Raw genomic sequence first — 20,790 nt, forward strand, 5'->3', positions numbered from 1 at the left:
CCACAGGACGTGATTGGACATGACTGCTGAAACCCTCCTCGCTAGCCTGCAGCTCTCGATACCCGAGTTGATCCTCGCGGTCGGCGCGATGGCGCTCTTGATGATCGGCGTCTTCGCCGGTGAAAAGTCGACCTCGACCGTCACCGGCCTTGCGGTTGCCCTTCTCATCATCGCCGGCCTCTGGCTCGTCCTGAAGACGGGCGAGGGCGAAGCTTACGGCGGCGCCTTCCTGTCCGATCCCTTCGCCAAGTTCATGAAGGTGCTGGCGCTGATCGGCTCGATCACCGCCATGGTGATGACGGTCGGCCATGCCCGTTCGTCGCAGATCGACCGCTTCGAGTTCCCGGTGCTTCTGGTGCTCGCCACCCTCGGCATGCTCCTGATGATCTCGGCCAACGACCTGATGTCGCTGTACCTGTCGCTGGAACTGCAGTCGCTGGCGCTCTATGTCGTCGCGGCCATCAACCGCGACAGCATCCGCTCGACGGAAGCCGGCCTGAAGTATTTCGTCCTCGGTGCGCTGTCCTCGGGCATGCTGCTTTACGGCATGTCGCTGGTCTACGGCTTCACCGGTCATACCGGCTTTGACGAGATTGCGGCTGCCTTGACTTCGACCGGCACGCCGTCGCTCGGCCTCATCTTCGGTCTGGTCTTCATTCTGGCCGGCCTCGCTTTCAAGATCTCCGCCGTGCCGTTCCATATGTGGACGCCCGACGTCTATGAAGGCGCGCCGACGCCGGTGACCGCGTTCTTTGCCGCTGCTCCGAAGGTTGCCGCCATGGCCATCTTCGTTCGCATCGTCATCAACGCGTTCGAGCCTGTCGTCGTTCAGTGGCAGCAGATCGTCGTCTTCATCTCGATCGCCTCCATGCTGCTCGGCGCCTTCGCGGCGATTGGCCAGAAGAACATCAAGCGCCTGATGGCCTATTCCTCGATCGGCCACATGGGCTACGCGCTCGTCGGTCTTGCTGCCGGCTCGATGGCAGGTGTCCGTGGCGTCCTGCTTTACATGCTCATCTACATGGTCATGACGCTCGGCACGTTTGCCTGCATTCTCGCCATGCGCCGCAAGGACGGCGAGAATGTCGAAAGCGTCGACGATCTCGCGGGCCTATCGCAGACCAACCCCTTCATGGCCACTGTCCTGACGGTCCTGATGTTCTCGCTCGCCGGCATTCCGCCGATGGCAGGCTTCTTCGGGAAGTACTTCGTGTTCATGGCAGCGATCGAAGCGCACCTCTACGCGCTCGCGATCATTGGCGTGCTCGCATCGGTGGTCGGCGCCTATTACTACCTGCGCGTCATCAAGGTGATGTGGTTCGACGATGCCAAGGGCGAGTTTGCCCGCACGGCGGGCGAGCTTCGCCTGGTCTTCGGTCTCTCGGGCCTGTTCGTGCTTGGATACGTCCTGATCGGCGGTCCGCTCGGCGAAGCCGCTGAAGTCGCGGCTCGGACCTTCTTTTGATCGGCCTTGAAGGCGGCGGCCGGGGTTCGCTCGACGATTTCCGGCACGTCGCGCTCAATGAAGTCGGCTCTACAAACAGCGAATGCCTGACGAGGGCGCGCGAGGGAGACAGAGGAAACCTCTGGATCACCGCCGCCCGCCAGACAGGTGGACGCGGCCGACGTGGCCGGGCCTGGTTTTCAGAGCCCGGCAATCTCTATGCCTCGCTCCTCCTGATTGACCCGGCGCCGATCGAACTGCTGCACTCGCTGCCGCTGGCCGTGGCCGTGGCCGTTCACAGGGCCATCCGTCAGGTGATGCCGCTTGCCGGTGCGCCGGTCGAGATCAAGTGGCCGAACGATATTCTCATCGACGGCAAGAAGACCTGCGGCATCCTGCTTGAAGGCGAAAGCCTGGCAGACGGCCGTCGCGCGCTGGTTATCGGCTGCGGCATCAACATTGCTGTCACGCCGGACGAGGCGCTCTACCCGGTGACGTCGCTTCGCAACGAAGGCGCGTCGGTATCTCCGGACGAACTGTTTGCCCACCTGTTCCTGACTATGGCCGAAACGCTTTCCGTTTGGGACCAGGGCCGGGGTGTGGCACACATCATAGACCAATGGCGGGCGGCAGCGCGCGGCATCGGCGAGACCATTACGGTGAACCTGCCGGATAGGTCGCTTTCCGGCCGCTTTGCCGGTATTGATCAGGACGGCCGGTTGATGCTCGATACGGGCTCTAGCACGATGCAGACGATTGCCGCCGGCGACGTATTTTTCGGATAATCAAAACAAGGGCGCATCAAAACATGGCGCAAGAAGAAGAACTGGTGTTCTTGCCGCTCGGCGGCGTCGGCGAAATCGGGATGAACCTTGGCCTCTACGGCTACGGAAAACCCGGTAACCGGCAGTGGATAATGGTCGATTGCGGCGTCACTTTCCCGGGGCCTGAGCTTCCGGGCGTGGATCTGGTGCTGGCCGATATCAGCTTCCTGGCGGAAGAGCGCCGCAATCTCAAGGGCATCATCATTACCCATGCCCATGAGGATCACTATGGTGGTCTCAACGATCTCTGGCCGGGGTTGAATGTGCCGGTCTATGCCTCGCCTTTTACGGCGGGCATGCTGGAAGCCAAGCGCGACTTCGAAAAGAGCCGCGGCGAGATCCCGATTACGATCTTCAAGCAGGGCGACCGCATCAATGTCGGCCCGTTCGAAATCGAGGCGGTCGGCGTCAACCACTCGATCCCTGAGCCGATGTCGCTCATCATTCGCACGCCGCTTGGCGCGGTCGTTCATACCGGCGACTGGAAGATCGACCTTCAGCCGTCGCTCGGGCCGCTCACCGACGAGCAACGCTTCCGCAAGATCGGCGACGAAGGCGTGCTCGCGCTCGTCTGTGATTCAACCAATGCGCTTCGCGACGGCGTCTCGCCGTCCGAGCAGGAGGTTTCCGCCAGCCTGACCGAGATCATCTCCAAGGCCGAAGGGCGCGTGGCAATTACCACTTTCTCCTCGAATGTGGGACGTATCCGCTCGATCGCCGAAGCTGCGGAAGAGGCCGGCCGTGATGTGCTTCTTCTCGGTAGTTCGATGAAGCGCGTCGTCGCCGTCGCCCGTGATCTCGGCCTGATGGAAGGCATCAAGCCGTTCCTCGCCGAAGACGAGTTCGGCTATGTGCCGCGCGACAAGGTCGTCGTTATCCTGACGGGCAGCCAGGGCGAACCGCGCGCAGCACTTGCCAAGATCGCCCGCGATGAGATGCGCAACGTTGCCTTCTCGGCCGGCGATACCGTCGTGTTTTCGTCGCGCACCATTCCCGGTAACGAGAAGGCGATCAACGACATCAAGAACGGCCTGATTGAGCAGGGCATTCACATCATTACCGACAGCGAAGCGCTGGTGCATGTGTCGGGTCACCCGCGCCGCAGTGAATTGCAGCAGATGTACCAGTGGGTCCGTCCGCAGATCCTCGTGCCGGTGCACGGCGAAGCCGCACATCTGACGGCACACGGTGAGCTTGGGCGGCAATCGGGTATCGCCAGCGTCCCGCGTCTTCGCAACGGCGAGATGTTGCGGCTGGCACCCGGTCCGGCCGAGGTCATCGATACCGTGCCGCATGGCCGGATCTACAAGGATGGCTCGCTGATCGGCGACTTCGAGGAGATGGGCATCGGCGAACGGCGCAAGCTCTCCTTCGCCGGACATGTCTCCGTCAACGTTGTGCTCGACAATCGCTACGACTTCCTCGGCGATCCGGACCTTGTTGCCATCGGCCTGCCCGAGTTCGACGATGAGGGCGAAGACATGGAAGACACGCTCTATGACGCGGTGCTCGGTGCTGTCGAAAGCATTCCGCGTGCCAAGCGCAAGGATCTGGCCATGCTCCAGGAGGCTGTGCGCCGCGCCGTGCGCAGCACGACCAACCAGATCTGGGGCAAGAAGCCCGTGGTGACAGTGTTCGTCACCAAAGTCTGATTTTCTCTGAGCCCCGGGCGTTGTAAACGTCCGGGGCTCTCTCGTCGTCGGAAGGTTGGAGGATCGCGATGCTCGGACGGGTCAATCATGTGGCAATCGCCGTGCCGGATCTGGCATCCGCCACGCAAAGCTACCGCACCACGCTTGGCGCGACGGTGACTGAGCCACAGGCCTTGCCGGAGCACGGGGTTACCGTCGTTTTCGTGACGCTGCCCAACACCAAGGTCGAGCTGTTGGAACCGCTTGGCGACACTTCGCCGATTGCAGCGTTCCTGGCCAAAAACCCGTCCGGCGGCATGCATCACATCTGTTACGAGGTCGAGGACATCATTGCCGCTCGTGACGCATTGAAAGGGTCTGGCGCACGCGTCCTCGGTGACGGCGAGCCGAAGATCGGCGCCCATGGCAAGCCGGTGCTCTTTCTGCACCCCAAGGATTTTCAAGGCACCTTGATCGAACTTGAACAGGTGTGACAGTTGATCGCGCGATACCGGTTTGTGTGATCGCGCCCATGGCGTTATAAGCAGGCAGAATGTCGAGAGGATTGTTCCACAGAAGGCCAGTGTGCGCTTCGGGCGAGGTCCTCACCAGGAGCCGGAAATGCCGCTTTTCTCCACCTTTGCCATCTACTTCATTATCTGGTGGCTGACGCTGTTTGCCGTGCTGCCGCTTGGCGTGCGCACCCAGGCGGAGGAAAACGAGGTCGTTCCCGGCACCGTCGAAAGCGCACCGGCGCGGTTCCGTGCCAAGCGCGTTATCCTGTTGACGACGGCGATCGCGGCGGTCATCCAGCTCGCCTGGTACATCGTATCGGTGCGGCTCGGCTACGGCATCGACAGCATCCCGCGCTTCTATCCGAAGTTCTACTGAGGCAATCGCCCAGACGTGCGCGGTCGCGTAACGTCTGCGTTTTTCGGTCGATGCTGACCGCTCGCCAATAATCCCCAGTTAATTGTCCGGATTTTTCGACCGTGCAGGTCCAAGGAAGCCGCTCGGGCGGCCCGTCGGCTGAAACCCGGGCAATCCTACGATTGACCGCCCTGAAATTGACACAGTTCAAGAAGGTGTAGCTGCTTCGCTGTGGTCTCGCCTGGTGAAAGGCAAAAAAAAACAAGGCTGAAAGCCTTGTTTTTCAAGTATCGCGTGATCTCTAATCCGTTTCCGGCGGCAGCGACGAAGCGCGCCTAAGATCTTATCCTCCCAAGACTTGACCGCGAAAGTCGGCAAGAATTTAGACTTCATGCCTGTTTTGTGAGCCGAAATTAGCCCAAACATTGGGCGATGTCACCCTGTTTTTTTGCATTTTTGCTACAGTTGGATAAAATTTCTCCGTTGACAAGCATCGTCGCAATCCTGTTACTAGCGTGCTCTTTTGACGCAGCTTTTGGCCTGCGGTTTCTCCTTCAGATCTCTCTGCCCGCTCTGTGCTATTCCCACCGCAAGCAGGGTTTTCATCCGAGCGCGAAGCGGTTATGAACGCAGGGCTCGGATAGGTTCCAGCCGATTTGTCGGTGACGGAAATTTGAGAGCCGACCCCAAGAAGCAATGGTCGCCTTTGCCTGTTTTGGTGAGACCGGCGTGCCTGAGCTCAACGTCATTTCGCCCGAATCCGTCGATAGTGCGACGTTCATCAAGTTTTGGAACCCGTCATGCGCCTGTCCCGCTTTTTCATGCCCATCTTGAAGGAAAATCCGAAGGAAGCGGAAATCGTTTCCCACCGTCTTATGCTCCGGACGGGCATGATCCGGCAGCAGTCCTCGGGTATTTATACCTGGCTGCCACTCGGAAAGCGGGTTCTCGACAAAGTCAATGCGATCGTCCGCGAGGAACAGAACCGCACCGGCGCGAATGAGCTGCTGATGCCGACGCTGCAGTCCGCCGAGCTTTGGCAGGAAAGCGGCCGCTATGATGCCTACGGCAAGGAGATGCTGCGCATCAAGGATCGCCAGGACCGGCCGATGCTCTATGGGCCGACCAACGAGGAAATGATCACCGACGTCTTCCGTTCCTACGTGAAGTCCTATCGTAGCCTGCCGCTCAATCTGTACCATATTCAGCTGAAATTCCGCGACGAGATCCGCCCGCGTTTCGGCACCATGCGCTCGCGCGAATTCCTGATGAAGGACGCCTATTCCTTCGATCTCGACCGCGAAGGCGCCGAGCACGCCTATAACAAGATGTTTGCGGCCTACCTGCGCACTTTCTCGCGCATGGGATTGCGCGCCATTCCGATGCGGGCCGATACCGGTCCGATCGGCGGCAATCTCAGCCACGAATTCATCATTCTCGCCGAAACCGGTGAGTCCGAAGTGTTCTGCCACAAGGACTTCCTCGGCTTCGACATTCCCGGTGAAGACACCAATTTCGACGATGTCGCCGGCCTGAAGAAGATCTTCGACAAGTGGACGTCGCGTTACGCCGCCACCTCGGAAATGCATGACGAGGCTGCGTTCAACGAAGTCGCCGAAGGCGACCGCGTGTCGGCACGCGGCATCGAAGTCGGCCATATCTTTTACTTCGGCACAAAGTATTCCGAGGCGATGGGCGCCAAGGTTCTCGGACCTGATGGCAAGGAGCACACGGTCCACATGGGCTCCTACGGCATCGGCCCGACACGGCTGGTCCCGGCGATCATCGAGGCGTCGCATGACGACAACGGTATCATCTGGCCGAAGTCGATCTCGCCGTTCGATGGCGTGATCATCAACATGAAAGCGGGCGATGCCGCTTGCGACGCAGCCTGCGAGACGCTCTACTCGAAGCTCGGCGCTGCCGGATTCGACGCGCTGCTCGACGATACGGATGACCGCGCCGGCGCCAAGTTCGCGTCGGCCGATCTGATCGGCGTGCCGGTCCAGATCATCGTTGGGCCACGTTCGATCGCTAACGGCGAAGTCGAGCTCAAGGATCGCAAGACCGGTGAGCGCGAGACCATGACTGTCGAGGCGGCCCTCAACAAGCTGATCGCGACGAAGTAAGTGAGGCAAGGGGAGGCAGGATGACCGCCGTGACGGAAGATCAGGTGCAGGCTGCTGGCCAGTCCGCAAAGTCCGCCAGCCGCCCCTTTTCCGCCTTTGAGCGCATGGTCGCCTGGCGCTATCTGCGCTCGCGGCGCAAGGAAGCCTTCATTTCGGTGATCGCCGGCTTCTCGTTCATTGGCATCATGCTCGGCGTTGCGACGCTGATCATCGTCATGGCAGTGATGAACGGCTTCCGCACCGAACTCATCTCGCGCATCCTCGGCATCAACGGTCACATGATCGTCCAGCCGATTGATGGTCCGCTCAACAATTATGCCGATCTTGCCACGCGCTTCTCCGGCGTGAAGGGCGTGACCATGGCGATCCCGCTCATCGAGGGGCAGGTCCTGGCGCAGGGCGTCAGCGACAGTTCGACTGGCGCTCTCGTGCGCGGCATCCGCGCCGATGACCTCGGCAAGATGAAGTCGGTCTCCGAGCAGATCAAGTCCGGCGACCTCGTCGGCTTCGCGGCAGGCACCGGCGTTGCGATCGGCTCGCGCATGGCCGATCAGCTCGGCATCCAGGTGGGCGGCACCATCACTTTGACATCGCCGAACGGCGACGTGACGCCCATGGGCATGAACCCGCGGGTCAAGGCCTACACGGTTTCGGCGATCTTCGAGATCGGCATGTCGGAATACGATTCGTCGATCATCTTCATGCCGTTGGAGGAATCGCAGCTCTTCTTCAACGCCGAGGGGCTGGCACAGCAAATCGAAATCTTCGTCGAGCACCCGGATATGGTCGATGAGCTGCGCAAGCCGGTCGAAGATGCCGCCGGGCGGCAGATCTTCATCACCGACTGGCGCGACCGCAACAAGACGTTCTTTTCAGCGCTCGAGGTCGAGCGCAACGTGATGTTCATGATCCTGACGCTGATCGTTCTGGTCGCGGCATTGAACATCATCTCCGGCCTGATCATGCTGGTGAAGGACAAGGGAAGCGACATCGCCATCCTTCGCACCATGGGGGCGACGTCCGGGTCGGTCATGCGCATCTTCTTCATGACCGGGGCTGCGATCGGTGCTGCGGGAACCGTTGCCGGCGTGTTGCTTGGCGTCGTCGTCTGCCTCAACATCGAGTCCATCCGCCAGTTCTTCTCCTGGATTTCAGGGACGACGCTGTTTAGCCCGGAACTCTATTTCCTGAGCCAACTTCCGGCGGACATGAATGCTGATGAGACTATTCTCGTCATTGTCATGGCGCTCAGCCTGTCGTTCCTTGCCACCATCTTTCCGGCATGGCGCGCCTCGCGTCTCGATCCCGTGCAGGCCCTGCGGTATGAATGACAAGGACAACAACTGAATGAATGCGCGCGTGGCACTGCAGCTTTCGGGCATCGAGCGTACTTACGGGCAGGGGGACACCTTCCTGTCGATCCTCAAGGGGGCGGACTTCACGCTGAAAAGCGGCGAAACCGTCGCACTCGTGGCGCCGTCGGGCACCGGCAAGTCGACGCTGCTGCACGTCGCTGGCCTCTTGGAGCGCCCGGATGGCGGAAAGGTCGTCGTCAATGGCGTGACCTGCGATGGTCTCAACGATGACCGGCGGACGGCCATCCGCCGCAATGAGATCGGCTTCGTCTACCAGTTCCATCATCTGCTTCCGGAGTTTACCGCTCTCGAAAACATCATGATGCCGCAACTGATCGCCGGGCTCGGCAAGGCGGAGGCGGCCGAACGGGCAAGGGCGCTGCTCGATTACATGCGTATCGGTCATCGCGCCGATCATCGCCCGTCGGAGCTGTCGGGCGGCGAACAGCAGCGCGTGGCGATTGCCCGTGCCGTCGCCAACGCACCGCTGGTGTTGCTGGCCGACGAGCCGACCGGCAATCTCGATCCGGAAACCGCAGGCTATGTTTTCGAGGCACTCGAGGCCTTGGCGCGTCAGTCGGGTCTGGCGGCTCTGATCGCCACGCACAATCACGAGCTGGCATCGCTGATGGATCGGCGGGTGACCATCGAAGATGGCAAGGTCGTCGAACTGAAGTGATGCTGAGCGCGTTTGCGGCCCAGACGGGCCCGTGCAAACGCGCCATCGTTCTGCCTCGACGGATCTCCTAACGAAGCCGCGCTTTGCGCATTTTCCAAGGCGTGAAGCAGACAGCGTCAGCGTTTGATGCGACGGCCGAACTCCAGCATCCCGCTTTCACGTGGCTTCATGGAAGGCGGATAAGATGCCCCAGAATCAAAGTGTCGGTCCGTCCCTATTCCGTTCTTCAGCGTGCACGGCACTCTTTGCCAAGCGCCAGCTCACTGCCTACGGCACGATGAGGCCGCCGCGATAGTCGAGTTCATAGGCTTCGTCGCCGTCGACAAAGATAACCTCACGTCCGGAAAAGTGCTGCGTGTCGCCACGGCTGGTGTCGATGTAGGTGCCGTAGGCGTGGCGATATTGCATTCCACCGAGGAAATGCCGCTTTTCGCGATACATGGTTTCGAGCGCTGTCTTGATGACGATGCCGGCGCGCTCCGCATCGATCAGATCGGGCCGGACGACGTGACCGAAATAGTTCATGACCCAGCGGGTATCGTCCCCGAACCAAACCGTTTCCTGGCCGGCAAAATCCGTTCCACCGAAATAACTGTCGAGATACCTCCACCGGTCGCGCTGATAGCCGATATCGCGTGCGCCCGTGCGCGAAGGCGGCTGTGCGGTACCGCCGCCGACATACGCCTTCGATTTGGCTTCCACGATGAAGTCCTTGAGCTCGTCGATACTGGCCATGAGAACACCCTGTTTGTTCACACGCAGCATGCCGCGAGACATCCGTGATGTAAAGAACAAAAAGAGAACAAACGGCGCGATTACCGGATGCCGCAGGCGTGCTGTCCGCGGTCGTCGTTCCAGTCCTTGAGGAGCACCAATTCGCCCTTGGCGCTGACGGGCCTGTCGTTGGATTTGCCCTTGCCGGTCAGCACATTCAGGTCACACTGCGACGTGTTGCTGGGATCAAGGGTGTCGTAGGAGGCGTAGGTGTAACCGGCAACGACGAAATCGAAATTGCGGTAGGCAATCGTCAGCTTCTGTTCCCAGCGGTCGCGGCCGATCGCGTCGTTGTGCGTGGTAATCACCAGCGAGCCGTTCGGGAGCGCACTGACCGTCGGCGCCTGGCCGACCATGCCGTACTGCCCCCAGATCTTGTTTGGGATGGCTGACTTGAGCGTCAGCGGGCCATCTTCGCCAGCGAGATAGATGTAAATCGCATTGTCCTCGTCGGTCTCCTCGCCAGGTTTGACCAGCAGCGCCAGATCGCTCGTACCGTCCTTGTCCCAGTCGCCGGTCGCAGCCGACACGATGCGCCCGGGGTCGATCGCCTCTGCGGCGAAAGTGAGGGAAGGAAGCAGGAGGAAGAGGGGCAGGGTCAGGCGTGCAATCATGTCGCTGTTGCTCCGTGTGGTTGCTCTAGTCATAGGCGCGATGGGCGAAGTGCTCAAGCTTTCGGTTAATCACAGCGGACGACGATTGCCGGCGCGATTAACCATGCGCGGTGGAAAGCGGGCGCTCCGCTCAACAGTGATTGACGTGAGAACAAAAATGGAACAAAGTAAAAACATAACGGAAAAGGAGCCATGTTATGACTGATTTTGTTCGTGACCTCGCCGCCTTCACATCGATGGGCCTGTTCGTCGCAAGCATTGCCTTCATCGCTCTCGGGCTTTGATCCGAGGATATGTTTTCGAAGCGGCGTGACCCTGACGCGGGGTCGCGCGATACCATGCCGGCACTGCACCGTTGAAAAGAACGCCGGCCCATGTTGCAAAAACTGGACATGGCGGATGAGAAACGGGATATCCTGACGCCTGACAGGAATCAGGGTGTAAAGATGGCGGATCAAGGCGGCGCGGAACGGAACGAACAGACGGCTGCGGATCCACAGTTCGTGCATCTTCGTGTCCACTCGGCTTTCTCCCTGCTCGAAGGGGCGCTGCCCATCAAGAAGGTGATCGGCAAGGCCGTGGCTGACGCCCAGCCGGCAATCGGGATCGCCGACACTAACAATCTTTTCGCAGCGCTTGAATTTTCCCAAAAGGCGGCCGAAGACGGTCTGCAGCCGCTCACCGGTTGTCAGCTGTCGATCGACATGGAAGACGAGGCCGACGGCGACCGCCGCGGCCACGCGCAGCAACTGGCCAAGCTGCCGGCCATCGTGCTGATCGCTGCCACCGACGACGGCTACACGCGATTGGTCGATCTGGTCAGCCGCGCCTATCTCGGAGGCGAAGGCAGCCAGGTCACGAGAATAACGCGTTCGTGGCTGGTGGAGGCCGGCACGGATGGGCTGATCGCGCTTTCGGGCGCAAGCGGCGGCCCGATCGATATGGCAGTGAAATCCGGTTCGACGGCTTTGGCTGAGGCGCGTCTGGAAGCATTGCAGGAGCTCTTCGGCGATCGGCTCTATATCGAGTTGCAACGGCACGGCAATTTTGATCGCCGGCATGAGAGCCGGATGATCGACCTTGCTTACAAGTTCGATGTGCCTTTGGTTGCGACCAACGAGGCGTTCTTTCCCTCGCCGTCCGATTATGATGCGCACGACGCGCTGATGGCGGTTGCCCACAACGCCATGGTTTCGGACGACAGCCGTTTCCGGCTGACGCCGGATCACTATCTCAAGAGCCGGAAGGAAATGGCGGCACTTTTCGCCGACCTGCCCGAGGCGCTCGAAAACACCATCGAGATCGCGCGCCGATGCTCGTTCATGCTGAAGACGCGCGGGCCGATCCTGCCGCGCTTCACCGGTGCGTCCGACGACCCGGAGGAGGCCGAGCGCGCCGAATCGGGCGAACTGCGCCGGCAGGCGGAGGAGGGCCTCGACGACCGCTTGCACAAGCTCGGCATGGCGCCCGGCTATACTGAGGAAGAGTATCGCGAGCGGCTGGCATTTGAACTTAGCGTCATCGAGCGCATGAAGTTCCCGGGCTACTTCCTGATCGTTGCCGACTTCATCAAATGGGCAAAACAGCACGACATTCCCGTCGGCCCGGGCCGTGGTTCGGGCGCGGGCTCGCTGGTCGCCTATGCGCTGACCATCACCGACGTCGATCCCATGCGGTTCTCGCTGCTGTTCGAGCGCTTCCTCAACCCTGAACGCGTATCGATGCCCGACTTCGACATCGACTTCTGCCAGGACCGGCGCGAAGAGGTCATCCGCTACGTCCAGGCGAAGTATGGCCGCGAGCAGGTCGCCCAGATCATCACCTTCGGTTCTCTGCAGGCGCGCGCAGCGCTTCGCGACGTCGGTCGCGTGCTCGAGATGCCCTATGGCCAGGTCGACAAGATCTGTAAGCTCGTGCCCAACAACCCGGCCAACCCGACGCCATTGTCAAAGGCGATCGAGGAAGAGCCGCGCCTGCAGGAAGAAGCCGAGAAGGAGCCTGTCGTCGCGCGTCTGCTCGATATCGCGCAGAAGATCGAGGGCCTTTATCGCCACGCTTCGACCCACGCCGCCGGCATCGTCATCGGCGATCGGCCACTGTCGAAGCTGGTGCCGATGTACCGCGATCCGCGCTCCGACATGCCGGTGACCCAGTTCAACATGAAATGGGTCGAGCAGGCCGGCCTCGTAAAATTCGACTTCCTCGGCCTGAAGACGTTGACGGTGCTGAAAGTCGCCGTCGACTTCGTCAAATTGCGCGGCATTGAGGTCGACCTCGCCAGCATTCCGCTCGATGACGAGAAGACCTACGAGATGCTGTCGCGCGGCGAAACGGTCGGCGTGTTCCAGGTGGAAAGTGCCGGCATGCGCAAGGCGCTGATCGGCATGCGGCCCGACTGCATCGAGGACATCATCGCGCTGGTGGCGCTCTATCGCCCGGGCCCGATGGAGAACATTCCGGTCTACAACGCCCGCAAGCACGGCGAAGAAGAGATCGAATCGATCCATCCGAAGATCGATTATCTGCTCAAGGAAACGCAGGGCGTTATCGTCTACCAGGAGCAGGTGATGCAGATCGCCCAGGTCCTGTCGGGCTATTCGCTCGGCGAAGCCGACCTTCTGCGTCGCGCCATGGGTAAGAAGATCAAGGAGGAGATGGATAAGCAGCGTGCCCGTTTCGTCGACGGTGCGGTCAAGAACGAGGTGTCGAAACCGCAGGCCGATCTGATCTTCGATCTCCTCGCCAAGTTCGCAAATTACGGCTTCAACAAGTCGCACGCCGCCGCCTACGCCATCGTCTCCTACCAGACCGCCTATATGAAGGCGCACTACCCGGTCGAGTTCCTGGCAGCGTCGATGACGCTCGATATGGCCAACACCGAAAAGGTCAACGACTTCCGTCAGGATGCCGGACGCCTTGGCATCCAGGTGATTGCGCCGTCGGTCCAGTCCTCCTTCCGGCATTTTCAGACGGGCGAGAAGCGGATCTATTATTCATTGGCGGCCATCAAGGGCGTCGGCGAATCGGCGGTCGAGCACATCGTTGCCGTTCGCGGTGACCGCGAATTCGCGAGCCTTGAAGATTTCTGCCTGAGGATCGACCCGAAGCTGCTCAACCGGCGTGTGTTCGAAAGCCTGATTGCTGCCGGTGCCTTCGACTGCTTCGGCTACGACCGCGCCGAACTCGTCGGCGGCCTCGATCGAATTCTCGGCTTTGCCCAGCGTGCGCAGGAAAACAAGACCAGCGGACAGGGCGATATCTTCGGGGCAGGAGCTGCAACCGGACCGGAACGGATCTCGCTTCCTGCCTACACGCCGTGGCTCGCCTCGGAAAAATTGCACCGGGAATTCCAGGTGCTGGGCTTCTATCTCTCCGCCCATCCGCTCGACACCTACAATCCGCTGCTCGCCAAGATGCGAGTCCAGACGTTTGGTGATTTCGCCGGCGCCGTGAAGAAGGGCGCAACGGCCGGCCGTCTCGCCGGCACCGTGACGTCCAAACAGGAGCGCAAGACCCGGACGGGCAACAAGATGGGTATCATCGCCTTCTCGGATTCGTCCGGTCAGTTCGAGGCCGTTCTGTTTTCGGAGATGTTGCACCAGTATCGCGACCTGCTCGAGCCCGGGAAATCGCTTGTCATGACCGTGCAGGCGGAGGAGCGGCCGGAAGGTATCGGTCTTCGCATCCAGACGCTGCGCTCCCTTGAGGAAGAATCGCTGCAGATGCAGAAGGCGCTGCGCGTTTACGTGCGCGATTCCGGACCGCTGAAGTCGATCGCCGCCCACTTGAACGCGAGAGGCGAGGGGCTCGTTTCCTTCATCGTCATCAAGGACAACGGCCAGCGCGAGATCGAGGTCGAACTCAGCGAAAAATTCAGGATTTCGCCCGAGATTGCGGCAGCGCTTCGCTCCGCCCCGGGGGTGGTTGACGTCGAGCTCGTCTGATCCGCTCTGTGGTGGGTTGCTTGACGTTGCGTTGACCAGGGAAAGGCACGACGGTCAGACGTGACGGCCCGCTCCTGGTGGACGTCTATCGGCTCAGCCGCGTGGTGAAGCCCGTGTGATGGTGATGAAATCGGTTCCGTCGCCGGTTTCAAGTCCGCTTTCCATGTCGGAAATCGAGAGCGACGACCCGTCGGCAAGCAGGCTGCCGATGCGCTTGCGCACCTCGTCGGAGACAGTCAGGCGACCAAGCGTGCGCTGGGTGGCGTTGAAGGCGGATGGGTCGGCGTCGGTGCTGATTCCGAGCCGTTTTTTCGTCCCTGATGGCAGGTGGTTTTCGAGCGAAACGCCGTACCATTTGCCTTCGCCCTTTTCGCCGTCAACCTCATGAAATTGCAGGAAATGCGTGCCCAGCGCCTGCTCCGGCCCGTCGATTATGACGTCGCCTTCGAAGATCGGCTTGAAGCCCTGCCGCACAAGGATCACGCCATTGGCGGGAGTGTCGCGTCCAACCTTCTTGAAGATGGCATCCGTCAGTTCCGGCGTCAGCTTCCCATCGACGGCCAACCCCTCGGCGGTTTGAAACGCATTGATGGCGGCGGTCGTGTCCGGGCCGATGTGGCCGTCCGCTGCTCCGGCGACATAGCCGAGTTGGTTCAGTGCCGACTGGACGTCGCGCCGGATATCACGCTCGCCACGGCGGGTGATCAGCATCCGGATCGGCTCGCGGCTTTCCTCAGCGACGGTTGACGGAATGCTCGATGTCTCCGTCATGGCCACTTCGACCGGTCCGTTCTCGGCCTGGCTGATTGCCGGGCGAAGCGGCACGTCCGACAGCGGAGCGGGATTGTCGCCCGGCGCCGGCTGACGCTGGAAGAGCATGGCGCTCGACACTTCGGTGGGGCTGACCTGATGGTCTGTTATGAGGACATGCATGCCGCGCGACGTCATCTTGAAGAGGCTGGCGGCAAACTTGCTCGGCAGGCGCACACAGCCGTGGGAGGCGGGATAGGCAGGTACGTGATTGGAGCCGTGCAATGCAATGCCGGACCAGGTCAGCCGCTGCATGAAGGGCATCGGTGCGTTTGAATAGATGTTGGATTTGTGCTGACGCCGTTTTTCCAGGATCGAGAAGATGCCCGTCGGTGTCGAATGGCCAGCCTTGCCCGTGGAGACCGCCGATGTCGCGATCACCGCGTCGCCATCATAGACGACGAGCGATTGTTGGTTCTTCGAGACGATGATCTGCAGCGGCGCGCTGCTGCCGGCGAAACCGGCGGCAGGCGAAAACAAGACGACGACGACGCTGGCCGTGAGAGCGAAACGCGATACCATACACTCATCCCAACACGTAAACTGGCCGACGAGCTTAGACTGCAATCTTTAAAGAATTCGTCCGGATCGGGCCAAGGAAACGGCAAGCCACCGCCGATGACGCACTAGTGATCGCGCTTGCGGCTGCCGAACGTGTAGCCGGTTTCGACGCTTGCCTTGCCGAACTTGTCGCGTAGCCTGTTGATGGCATCTTCGGCGGCAGCGCGGCGGGTCGCTGCGGGATCGACCAGATCGGGCGGATCGGCGAGATCGGGGCTCGACAGATCGCTGACGCCAATGCCGATCAGCCGGTACTTCGTGCCGTCGATCTCCTTCTCCAGCAGTTGCAGCCCCGTGCGGAAGATGCGGTCTGCAAGCCGGGTCGGGCTGTCGAGACGGCGGTTGCGGGTCCTGGTCTTGAAGTCCGCGGTCTTCAGTTTCAACACGACCGTCTGGCCGGCCAGTTCGGATTTGCGCAACCGATGCGCGACCTGCTCACTCAACCGGCGCAGATGCGTGACGAGATCATCCTGACGGGCGAGATCGTCGTTGAAGGTCGTTTCGGACGACACGCTTTTCGCCTCGCCATCGATCTCAACGGTTCTCTCGTCGAGGCCGCGCGACAGGCGGTAAAGCCTCTGGCCCATGGTGCCGTAGCGGCGCATGAGGTCGGCTTCCTCCATGGCCTGGAGCTGGCCGATCGTTCGGATACCGTCGCGTTCCAGTGTGGTCGCAAACGCCTTGCCGACGCCCCAGATCAAGGTCACGGGCCGTTCTCTCAGGAATTCGAGCGCTTCGGCCTGGCCGATCACGGAGAAGCCGCGAGGCTTCTGCAGATCGGATGCAACCTTGGCGAGGAACTTGCAGTAGGAGAGCCCGACAGAGACAGTAATGCCGATCTCCTGTTCGATGCGGCGGGCGAAGCGCGCGAGCGTTCGGGCCGGGGGGTCGTGGTGCAGCCTTTGGGTGCCGCTCAGCTCCAGAAAGGCCTCGTCGATGGAGAGGGGCTGCACCAGCGGTGTCAGTTCCTGCATCAGCATGCGGACCTCGCGGCCGACGCGAACGTATTTTTCCATGTCGGGCTTGATGACCACCGCCTGCGGACAGGCCTCGAGCGCCTTGAACATCGGCATGGCCGAGCGCACGCCATGGATGCGGGCGATGTAGCAGGCGGTCGAGACGACGCCACGTTTGCCACCGCCGATAATCACCGGCTTGTCGGCAAGCTCCGGATTGTCCCGCTTCTCGACGGAGGCATAAAACGCATCGCAATCGATATGAGCGAGTGTCAGGTCGTAAAGCTCGGCATGACGCAGGATGCGGGGACTGCCGCAGGCAAGGCAGCGTCGCGCCGTTGCGCTCTGTTCCCGAAGGCAGTCACGGCAGAAGCCTGGAGTTTGAGAACCACTGTCGAGCATATCTGGAACAAATGTTGAACATTGCGACTTTACGCTCTAGGCTAGCGAGTCTCAAGGGAGGCCGCGTTGGAAATTGCCTTGCATGTCAGGTTGCCGACGCCAAGCCGCGGGTCGGGTTTCGAGTGCCTTCGTGCGGGTGCCTTGTTGTCGGGCCGGCTCTCGCTACCTTTGGAAATGCGCGCGAATTGCACTGGCAGCATCAGCCCAATCGGCAGCAATATGAACGCACGTATCTGGCGTCGGCGCGAGCGCGCGAAACTCGGCATTCGCCATCAGATTGATCAGCAGGCACGACGGCGCGTGCTCCTGCACCGATTGCAGGTTGCGGGCGATGTCGTCGATGAAAACAATGGGAAGTGCCCGTCCGGCATGCAGACGCTCGACGATCGGCCCCTTTGGGTCCTCGGAGGCGAGCAGAGGGTAAGGCAGTTCAAGGCGATCGAGCAGGGCACGGCGCGCGGCCGCATAACGTGGCGGCATTGCCGTCAGAAACACTATGTCCGCCTCAGTCGACAGGTCGCGAAGGGTTTCGACAGCGCCGGTAGCCGGTGTCTGCCAGCGATCCTGCGTGGCGTAGAAGGTGTCGAGCATGTCTTTGACGTCGTCCGCACTCGCTGCCTGCTCCGTTGTGCGATGGACGACGTTGCCGGTCAGCCGGAAAGAGCGCGGCACGAGGATATGGTCGCGGCTTTCGAGGAAAGCCCGAAAGGGGCTCAGGAATTCGAGCACCACCTCGTCGATGTCGCTGACGACGAGCGGGCGGTCAGTGAGGCGGATTTCATCGTCGAAGGCGGTGTTGCTCACGGTCAGCTGTCCTGCAGGTCGGCGGCGCCGGAGAGCTTCTCATGTGCACGCACGACATCCTGGGGTTCTGTGCCCGTTGCCTCGCAGAACGCGATCAGTGTCGGCTCATGGTCCATGAGAAAGGCGACGAGCCCGCCCATGAAGCCCGGCTCGCCGATTGCGTTGCGCAGGGAGGACGGATCCGATCCCGTCAGCGCCAGAAAACGGGACAAGAGGTCCGGCTCGCCGGCAAGCCAGGAAAGAATGTCGATGGCGATTTCGTCGGCGCTCTTCAATGTCTTGGCCTCCTACTGTTTTTACGCCCGGAATTACCTATTTTTCAACCAAATAGGTTTATCGTTGAACTCGAGGAAATGGGTCGAGTCGTTGGCTCTGCAACTTAGATGTCTTGATAAGACTTGCAAGAAGACGACTGGCAGCAAGGGATCGACATGCCCAAACAGGTAATGATTGTTGAGGATAACGAGCTGAACATGAAGCTCTTCCGAGACCTGATTGAGGCTTCCGGCTACGCGACGATCCAGACGCGCAACGGGATGGAGGCGCTCGAGCTGGCGAGAAAGTACCGTCCCGATCTGATTCTGATGGACATCCAGTTGCCGGAGGTCTCCGGGCTCGAAGTCACGAAATGGCTGAAGGAAGACGACGAGCTGCACGTCATCCCGGTCATCGCGGTGACCGCCTTCGCCATGAAGGGCGACGAGGAGCGTATCCGCCAGGGCGGCTGCGAAGCCTATGTTTCAAAACCGATTTCTGTGCCAAAGTTCATTGAGACGATCAAGACCTACCTTGGCGATGCCTGAACGGCGGGAAAATTGATATGACTGCGCGCATTCTTGTTGTCGATGACGTGCCTGCCAACGTTAAGCTTCTCGAAGCACGTCTGCTTGCGGAGTATTTCGATGTGCTGACTGCCGGCGATGGTCATACGGCGCTGTCGCTCTGCGAGACGACGCCGGTCGATCTGGTGCTGCTCGACATCATGATGCCCGGCATCGACGGTTTCGAAGTCTGCGAGCGTCTGAAGGCCAATCCGCGTACCGCCCATATTCCCGTCGTCATGGTGACGGCGCTCGACCAGCCTTCCGACCGGGTTCGCGGATTGAAGGCCGGTGCCGACGATTTTCTGACGAAGCCGGTCAACGATCTGCAGTTGATGTCGCGGGTCAAGAGCCTCGTCCGCCTGAAGAACGTCAGCGATGAACTGCGGCTGCGGGCCCAGACGGCGCAGACCATCGGCCTGCAGGAACTGGCGCGCCAGGATCGCCCGGACGAGCCGGGCAATATCCTCCTGGTCGATGGCCGCGGGTCCTCTCAGGAGCGGCTGCAGCGTGCGCTAACGCCGATTGCGGAGGTCTCCGTTATCTCCGATCCGCAGGCGGCTTTGTTCGAAGCCGCCGAGAACAATTTCGACCTCGTCATCGTCAATGCCAACTTCGACGACTACGACCCCCTGCGGTTGTGCTCGCAGCTGCGGTCTCTGGAGCGCACGCGCTTCATCCCGATCCTGCTGATCACCGAGCAGGGCAATGACGAAATGATCGTGCGGGCGCTCGATCTGGGCATTACCGACTACATCATCCGACCGGTCGATCCCAATGAACTCGTTGCCCGCTCGCTGACGCAGATCAGGCGCAAGCATTGCAACGACATGCTGAGAAAGAGTGTGCAGCAGACGATCGAACTGGCGGTCACCGATGGCCTCACCGGTCTGCACAATCGCCGTTACCTCGACAATCATCTGAAGCTGCTGCTCGATCGTGCTGCAGCGCGCGGACGCCCGCTGTCGATCTGCATGACCGACATCGACCGGTTCAAGCAGGTCAACGACACCTACGGTCATGATGTCGGTGACGAGGTGCTGCGTGAGTTTGCCGGCCGCATCCGCGCGACGGTGCGCGGCGCAGATCTCGCCTGCCGCTTCGGCGGCGAAGAGTTCGTTGTCGTGATGCCCGACACGTCGCCTGAGATGGCAGCGACAGTTGCCGAACGGCTACGGCATATCATCGAGAGCCAACCGTTCTCGATACCGCATGCGGACGGCGCACTGGTCATCACCGCTTCCATGGGCATTGCCGGTCTCAAGCTGGAAGGCGACACGACGGAAGCTCTGTTGAAGCGCGCTGATACGGCCCTCTATCAGGCGAAGAACGAAGGCCGCAACCGCGTGGTGGCAGCTGCAGCCTGAAGGCCGGAACCCACCGGCGACGTCATCCGCTGCCGGCGTGATGAAATTCCGGATCCCTCTTGCGACATGCCTTTAAAGTTGTATTCTTCGCCGCGCCGATGCTACCAAGGCGGTTGGTGGCGGCGGCGGCCGTGCATCTACCTGTATCAGGACGGTACGGAATTAACCATGCGCCGAGCAACACCGCTCCGCGCATTAAGAATTCGTTGATTTTTTTCTATTTTCAGGTGATGCTGATAAACGAGGGGGCATCGCTTCCGGCAGTTTCGGTTACCCCATGATGCTCAGGTCCGCCGCATCTCCTGGGTCGTGGGGTCGGTCGGTTGGCTTTTGACACCTGCGGAATCCTCGTGCCGCGGTTAGAAGCCAGCCGACCCCCATTCAAAGCGCCGTTCCGCAAGGGGCGGCGCTTTTCGATTCGTGCCGCTGTATTCTTGTCATTCGGGAGAGACGAAGGGGGAGGCCGGCGGCTGCTTCCGGGTGCACCAACGGAAAGGGGCGCCAAACCTTGCGGTTGGCGCCCCTTGATCCCACGAAACGTCAGATCTTACTTGATCTTGGTTTCCTTGAATTCGACGTGCTTACGCGCGACCGGATCATACTTGGTCTTGGTCATCTTGTCCGTCATCGTACGGCTGTTCTTGGTCGTGACGTAGAAGAAACCCGTGTCGGCTGTCGACAGCAACTTGATCTTGATGGTGGTGGCTTTTGCCATGGTCGTCCTGCCTTTATGAAATTGAACGCCGTGGAAAACCGGTTGCGGGCCACGGGCAAGGTTGGCGCGAAACTACAAATCGCGGCTGAA

Annotated in this window: 19 protein-coding genes; 11 read left to right on the forward strand and 8 right to left on the reverse strand. The window is 60.8% G+C overall.

Annotated elements, in window-relative coordinates:
- Positions 1 to 19: 19 nt before the first annotated feature.
- From nuoN to AC1Q80_RS23915, 8 genes are all read left to right on the forward strand, one after another.
- A complete protein-coding gene (gene nuoN / locus AC1Q80_RS23880) occupies positions 20 to 1,465 on the forward strand; it encodes an NADH-quinone oxidoreductase subunit NuoN (RefSeq protein WP_173419682.1) in 1,446 nt (481 codons plus the stop codon).
- The gene (locus AC1Q80_RS23885; RefSeq protein WP_209791296.1) at positions 1,465 to 2,229 is read left to right on the forward strand and encodes a biotin--[acetyl-CoA-carboxylase] ligase; all 765 of its coding nucleotides are present in this window, start codon (positions 1,465 to 1,467) and stop codon (positions 2,227 to 2,229) included. Before nuoN ends, AC1Q80_RS23885 begins: the two co-directional genes overlap by 1 nt.
- Positions 2,230 to 2,252: 23 nt before the next feature.
- Positions 2,253 to 3,920, forward strand: coding sequence for a ribonuclease J (locus AC1Q80_RS23890; RefSeq protein WP_173419683.1), 1,668 nt, complete (start codon positions 2,253 to 2,255; stop codon positions 3,918 to 3,920).
- 68 nt (positions 3,921 to 3,988) lie between these two features.
- On the forward strand, positions 3,989 to 4,393 hold the full coding sequence (gene mce, locus AC1Q80_RS23895) for a methylmalonyl-CoA epimerase (protein WP_209791255.1): 405 nt from the start codon (positions 3,989 to 3,991) through the stop codon (positions 4,391 to 4,393).
- Positions 4,394 to 4,520: 127 nt separating this feature from the next.
- Complete coding sequence (locus AC1Q80_RS23900; protein ID WP_025426599.1) at positions 4,521 to 4,790, forward strand: DUF1467 family protein; 270 nt, start codon at positions 4,521 to 4,523, stop codon at positions 4,788 to 4,790.
- A 779-nt stretch (positions 4,791 to 5,569) separates the two neighbouring features.
- Complete coding sequence (gene proS / locus AC1Q80_RS23905) at positions 5,570 to 6,898, forward strand: proline--tRNA ligase (RefSeq protein ID WP_209791256.1); 1,329 nt, start codon at positions 5,570 to 5,572, stop codon at positions 6,896 to 6,898.
- A gap of 20 nt (positions 6,899 to 6,918) precedes the next feature.
- The gene (locus AC1Q80_RS23910; protein ID WP_492362044.1) at positions 6,919 to 8,229 is read left to right on the forward strand and encodes a lipoprotein-releasing ABC transporter permease subunit; all 1,311 of its coding nucleotides are present in this window, start codon (positions 6,919 to 6,921) and stop codon (positions 8,227 to 8,229) included.
- 16 nt (positions 8,230 to 8,245) lie between these two features.
- A complete protein-coding gene (locus AC1Q80_RS23915) occupies positions 8,246 to 8,932 on the forward strand; it encodes an ABC transporter ATP-binding protein (protein WP_077498476.1) in 687 nt (228 codons plus the stop codon).
- Between the two features lie 267 nt (positions 8,933 to 9,199).
- Here AC1Q80_RS23915 and AC1Q80_RS23920 read toward each other — a convergent pair whose 3' ends face one another.
- The 3 genes from AC1Q80_RS23920 to AC1Q80_RS23930 form a co-directional block, all read right to left on the reverse strand.
- Positions 9,200 to 9,667, reverse strand: a complete 468-nt coding sequence (locus AC1Q80_RS23920) for a DUF5680 domain-containing protein (RefSeq protein WP_173419687.1) — start codon at positions 9,665 to 9,667, stop codon at positions 9,200 to 9,202.
- A gap of 80 nt (positions 9,668 to 9,747) precedes the next feature.
- Entirely contained in the window at positions 9,748 to 10,320 is a 573-nt protein-coding gene (locus tag AC1Q80_RS23925) for a hypothetical protein (protein WP_209791257.1), read from the reverse strand.
- Between the two features lie 65 nt (positions 10,321 to 10,385).
- Positions 10,386 to 10,841, reverse strand: coding sequence for a hypothetical protein (locus AC1Q80_RS23930; protein WP_492362095.1), 456 nt, complete (start codon positions 10,839 to 10,841; stop codon positions 10,386 to 10,388).
- On the opposite strand from AC1Q80_RS23930, the gene dnaE reads away from it, so the two are divergent.
- Positions 10,767 to 14,264 carry a DNA polymerase III subunit alpha gene (gene dnaE, locus AC1Q80_RS23935; RefSeq protein WP_492362045.1) on the forward strand — a complete coding sequence of 1,166 codons (3,498 nt, stop codon included), beginning with the start codon at positions 10,767 to 10,769 and terminating at the stop codon, positions 14,262 to 14,264. The genes AC1Q80_RS23930 and dnaE overlap by 75 nt on opposite strands.
- Positions 14,265 to 14,357: 93 nt before the next feature.
- On the opposite strand, the gene AC1Q80_RS23940 is transcribed toward dnaE, so the two are convergent.
- The 4 genes from AC1Q80_RS23940 to AC1Q80_RS23955 form a co-directional block, all read right to left on the reverse strand.
- Entirely contained in the window at positions 14,358 to 15,596 is a 1,239-nt protein-coding gene (locus AC1Q80_RS23940; protein WP_209791259.1) for a L,D-transpeptidase family protein, read from the reverse strand.
- 104 nt (positions 15,597 to 15,700) lie between these two features.
- Complete coding sequence (locus tag AC1Q80_RS23945) at positions 15,701 to 16,993, reverse strand: DNA polymerase IV (protein ID WP_492362046.1); 1,293 nt, start codon at positions 16,991 to 16,993, stop codon at positions 15,701 to 15,703.
- Positions 16,994 to 17,155: 162 nt separating this feature from the next.
- Complete coding sequence (locus AC1Q80_RS23950; protein WP_492362047.1) at positions 17,156 to 17,797, reverse strand: hypothetical protein; 642 nt, start codon at positions 17,795 to 17,797, stop codon at positions 17,156 to 17,158.
- Positions 17,798 to 17,799: 2 nt separating this feature from the next.
- Positions 17,800 to 18,072, reverse strand: coding sequence for a DUF3572 domain-containing protein (locus AC1Q80_RS23955; protein WP_492362048.1), 273 nt, complete (start codon positions 18,070 to 18,072; stop codon positions 17,800 to 17,802).
- 156 nt (positions 18,073 to 18,228) lie between these two features.
- Here AC1Q80_RS23955 and AC1Q80_RS23960 point away from each other — a divergent pair, with 156 nt between their 5' ends.
- Both AC1Q80_RS23960 and AC1Q80_RS23965 read left to right on the forward strand, forming a co-directional pair.
- Positions 18,229 to 18,600: a response regulator gene (locus AC1Q80_RS23960; protein WP_025426610.1), complete on the forward strand. Its 372-nt coding sequence runs from the start codon at positions 18,229 to 18,231 to the stop codon at positions 18,598 to 18,600.
- A 17-nt stretch (positions 18,601 to 18,617) separates the two neighbouring features.
- Positions 18,618 to 19,985, forward strand: a complete 1,368-nt coding sequence (locus tag AC1Q80_RS23965; protein ID WP_209791262.1) for a PleD family two-component system response regulator — start codon at positions 18,618 to 18,620, stop codon at positions 19,983 to 19,985.
- Positions 19,986 to 20,532: 547 nt separating this feature from the next.
- Here the strand turns inward: AC1Q80_RS23965 and rpmG are convergent.
- On the reverse strand, positions 20,533 to 20,700 hold the full coding sequence (rpmG, locus tag AC1Q80_RS23970; RefSeq protein ID WP_007626161.1) for a 50S ribosomal protein L33: 168 nt from the start codon (positions 20,698 to 20,700) through the stop codon (positions 20,533 to 20,535).
- Positions 20,701 to 20,790: the final 90 nt, after the last annotated feature.

It is taken from the genome of Ensifer sp. GW823-FHT05D09 (assembly GCF_058795755.1).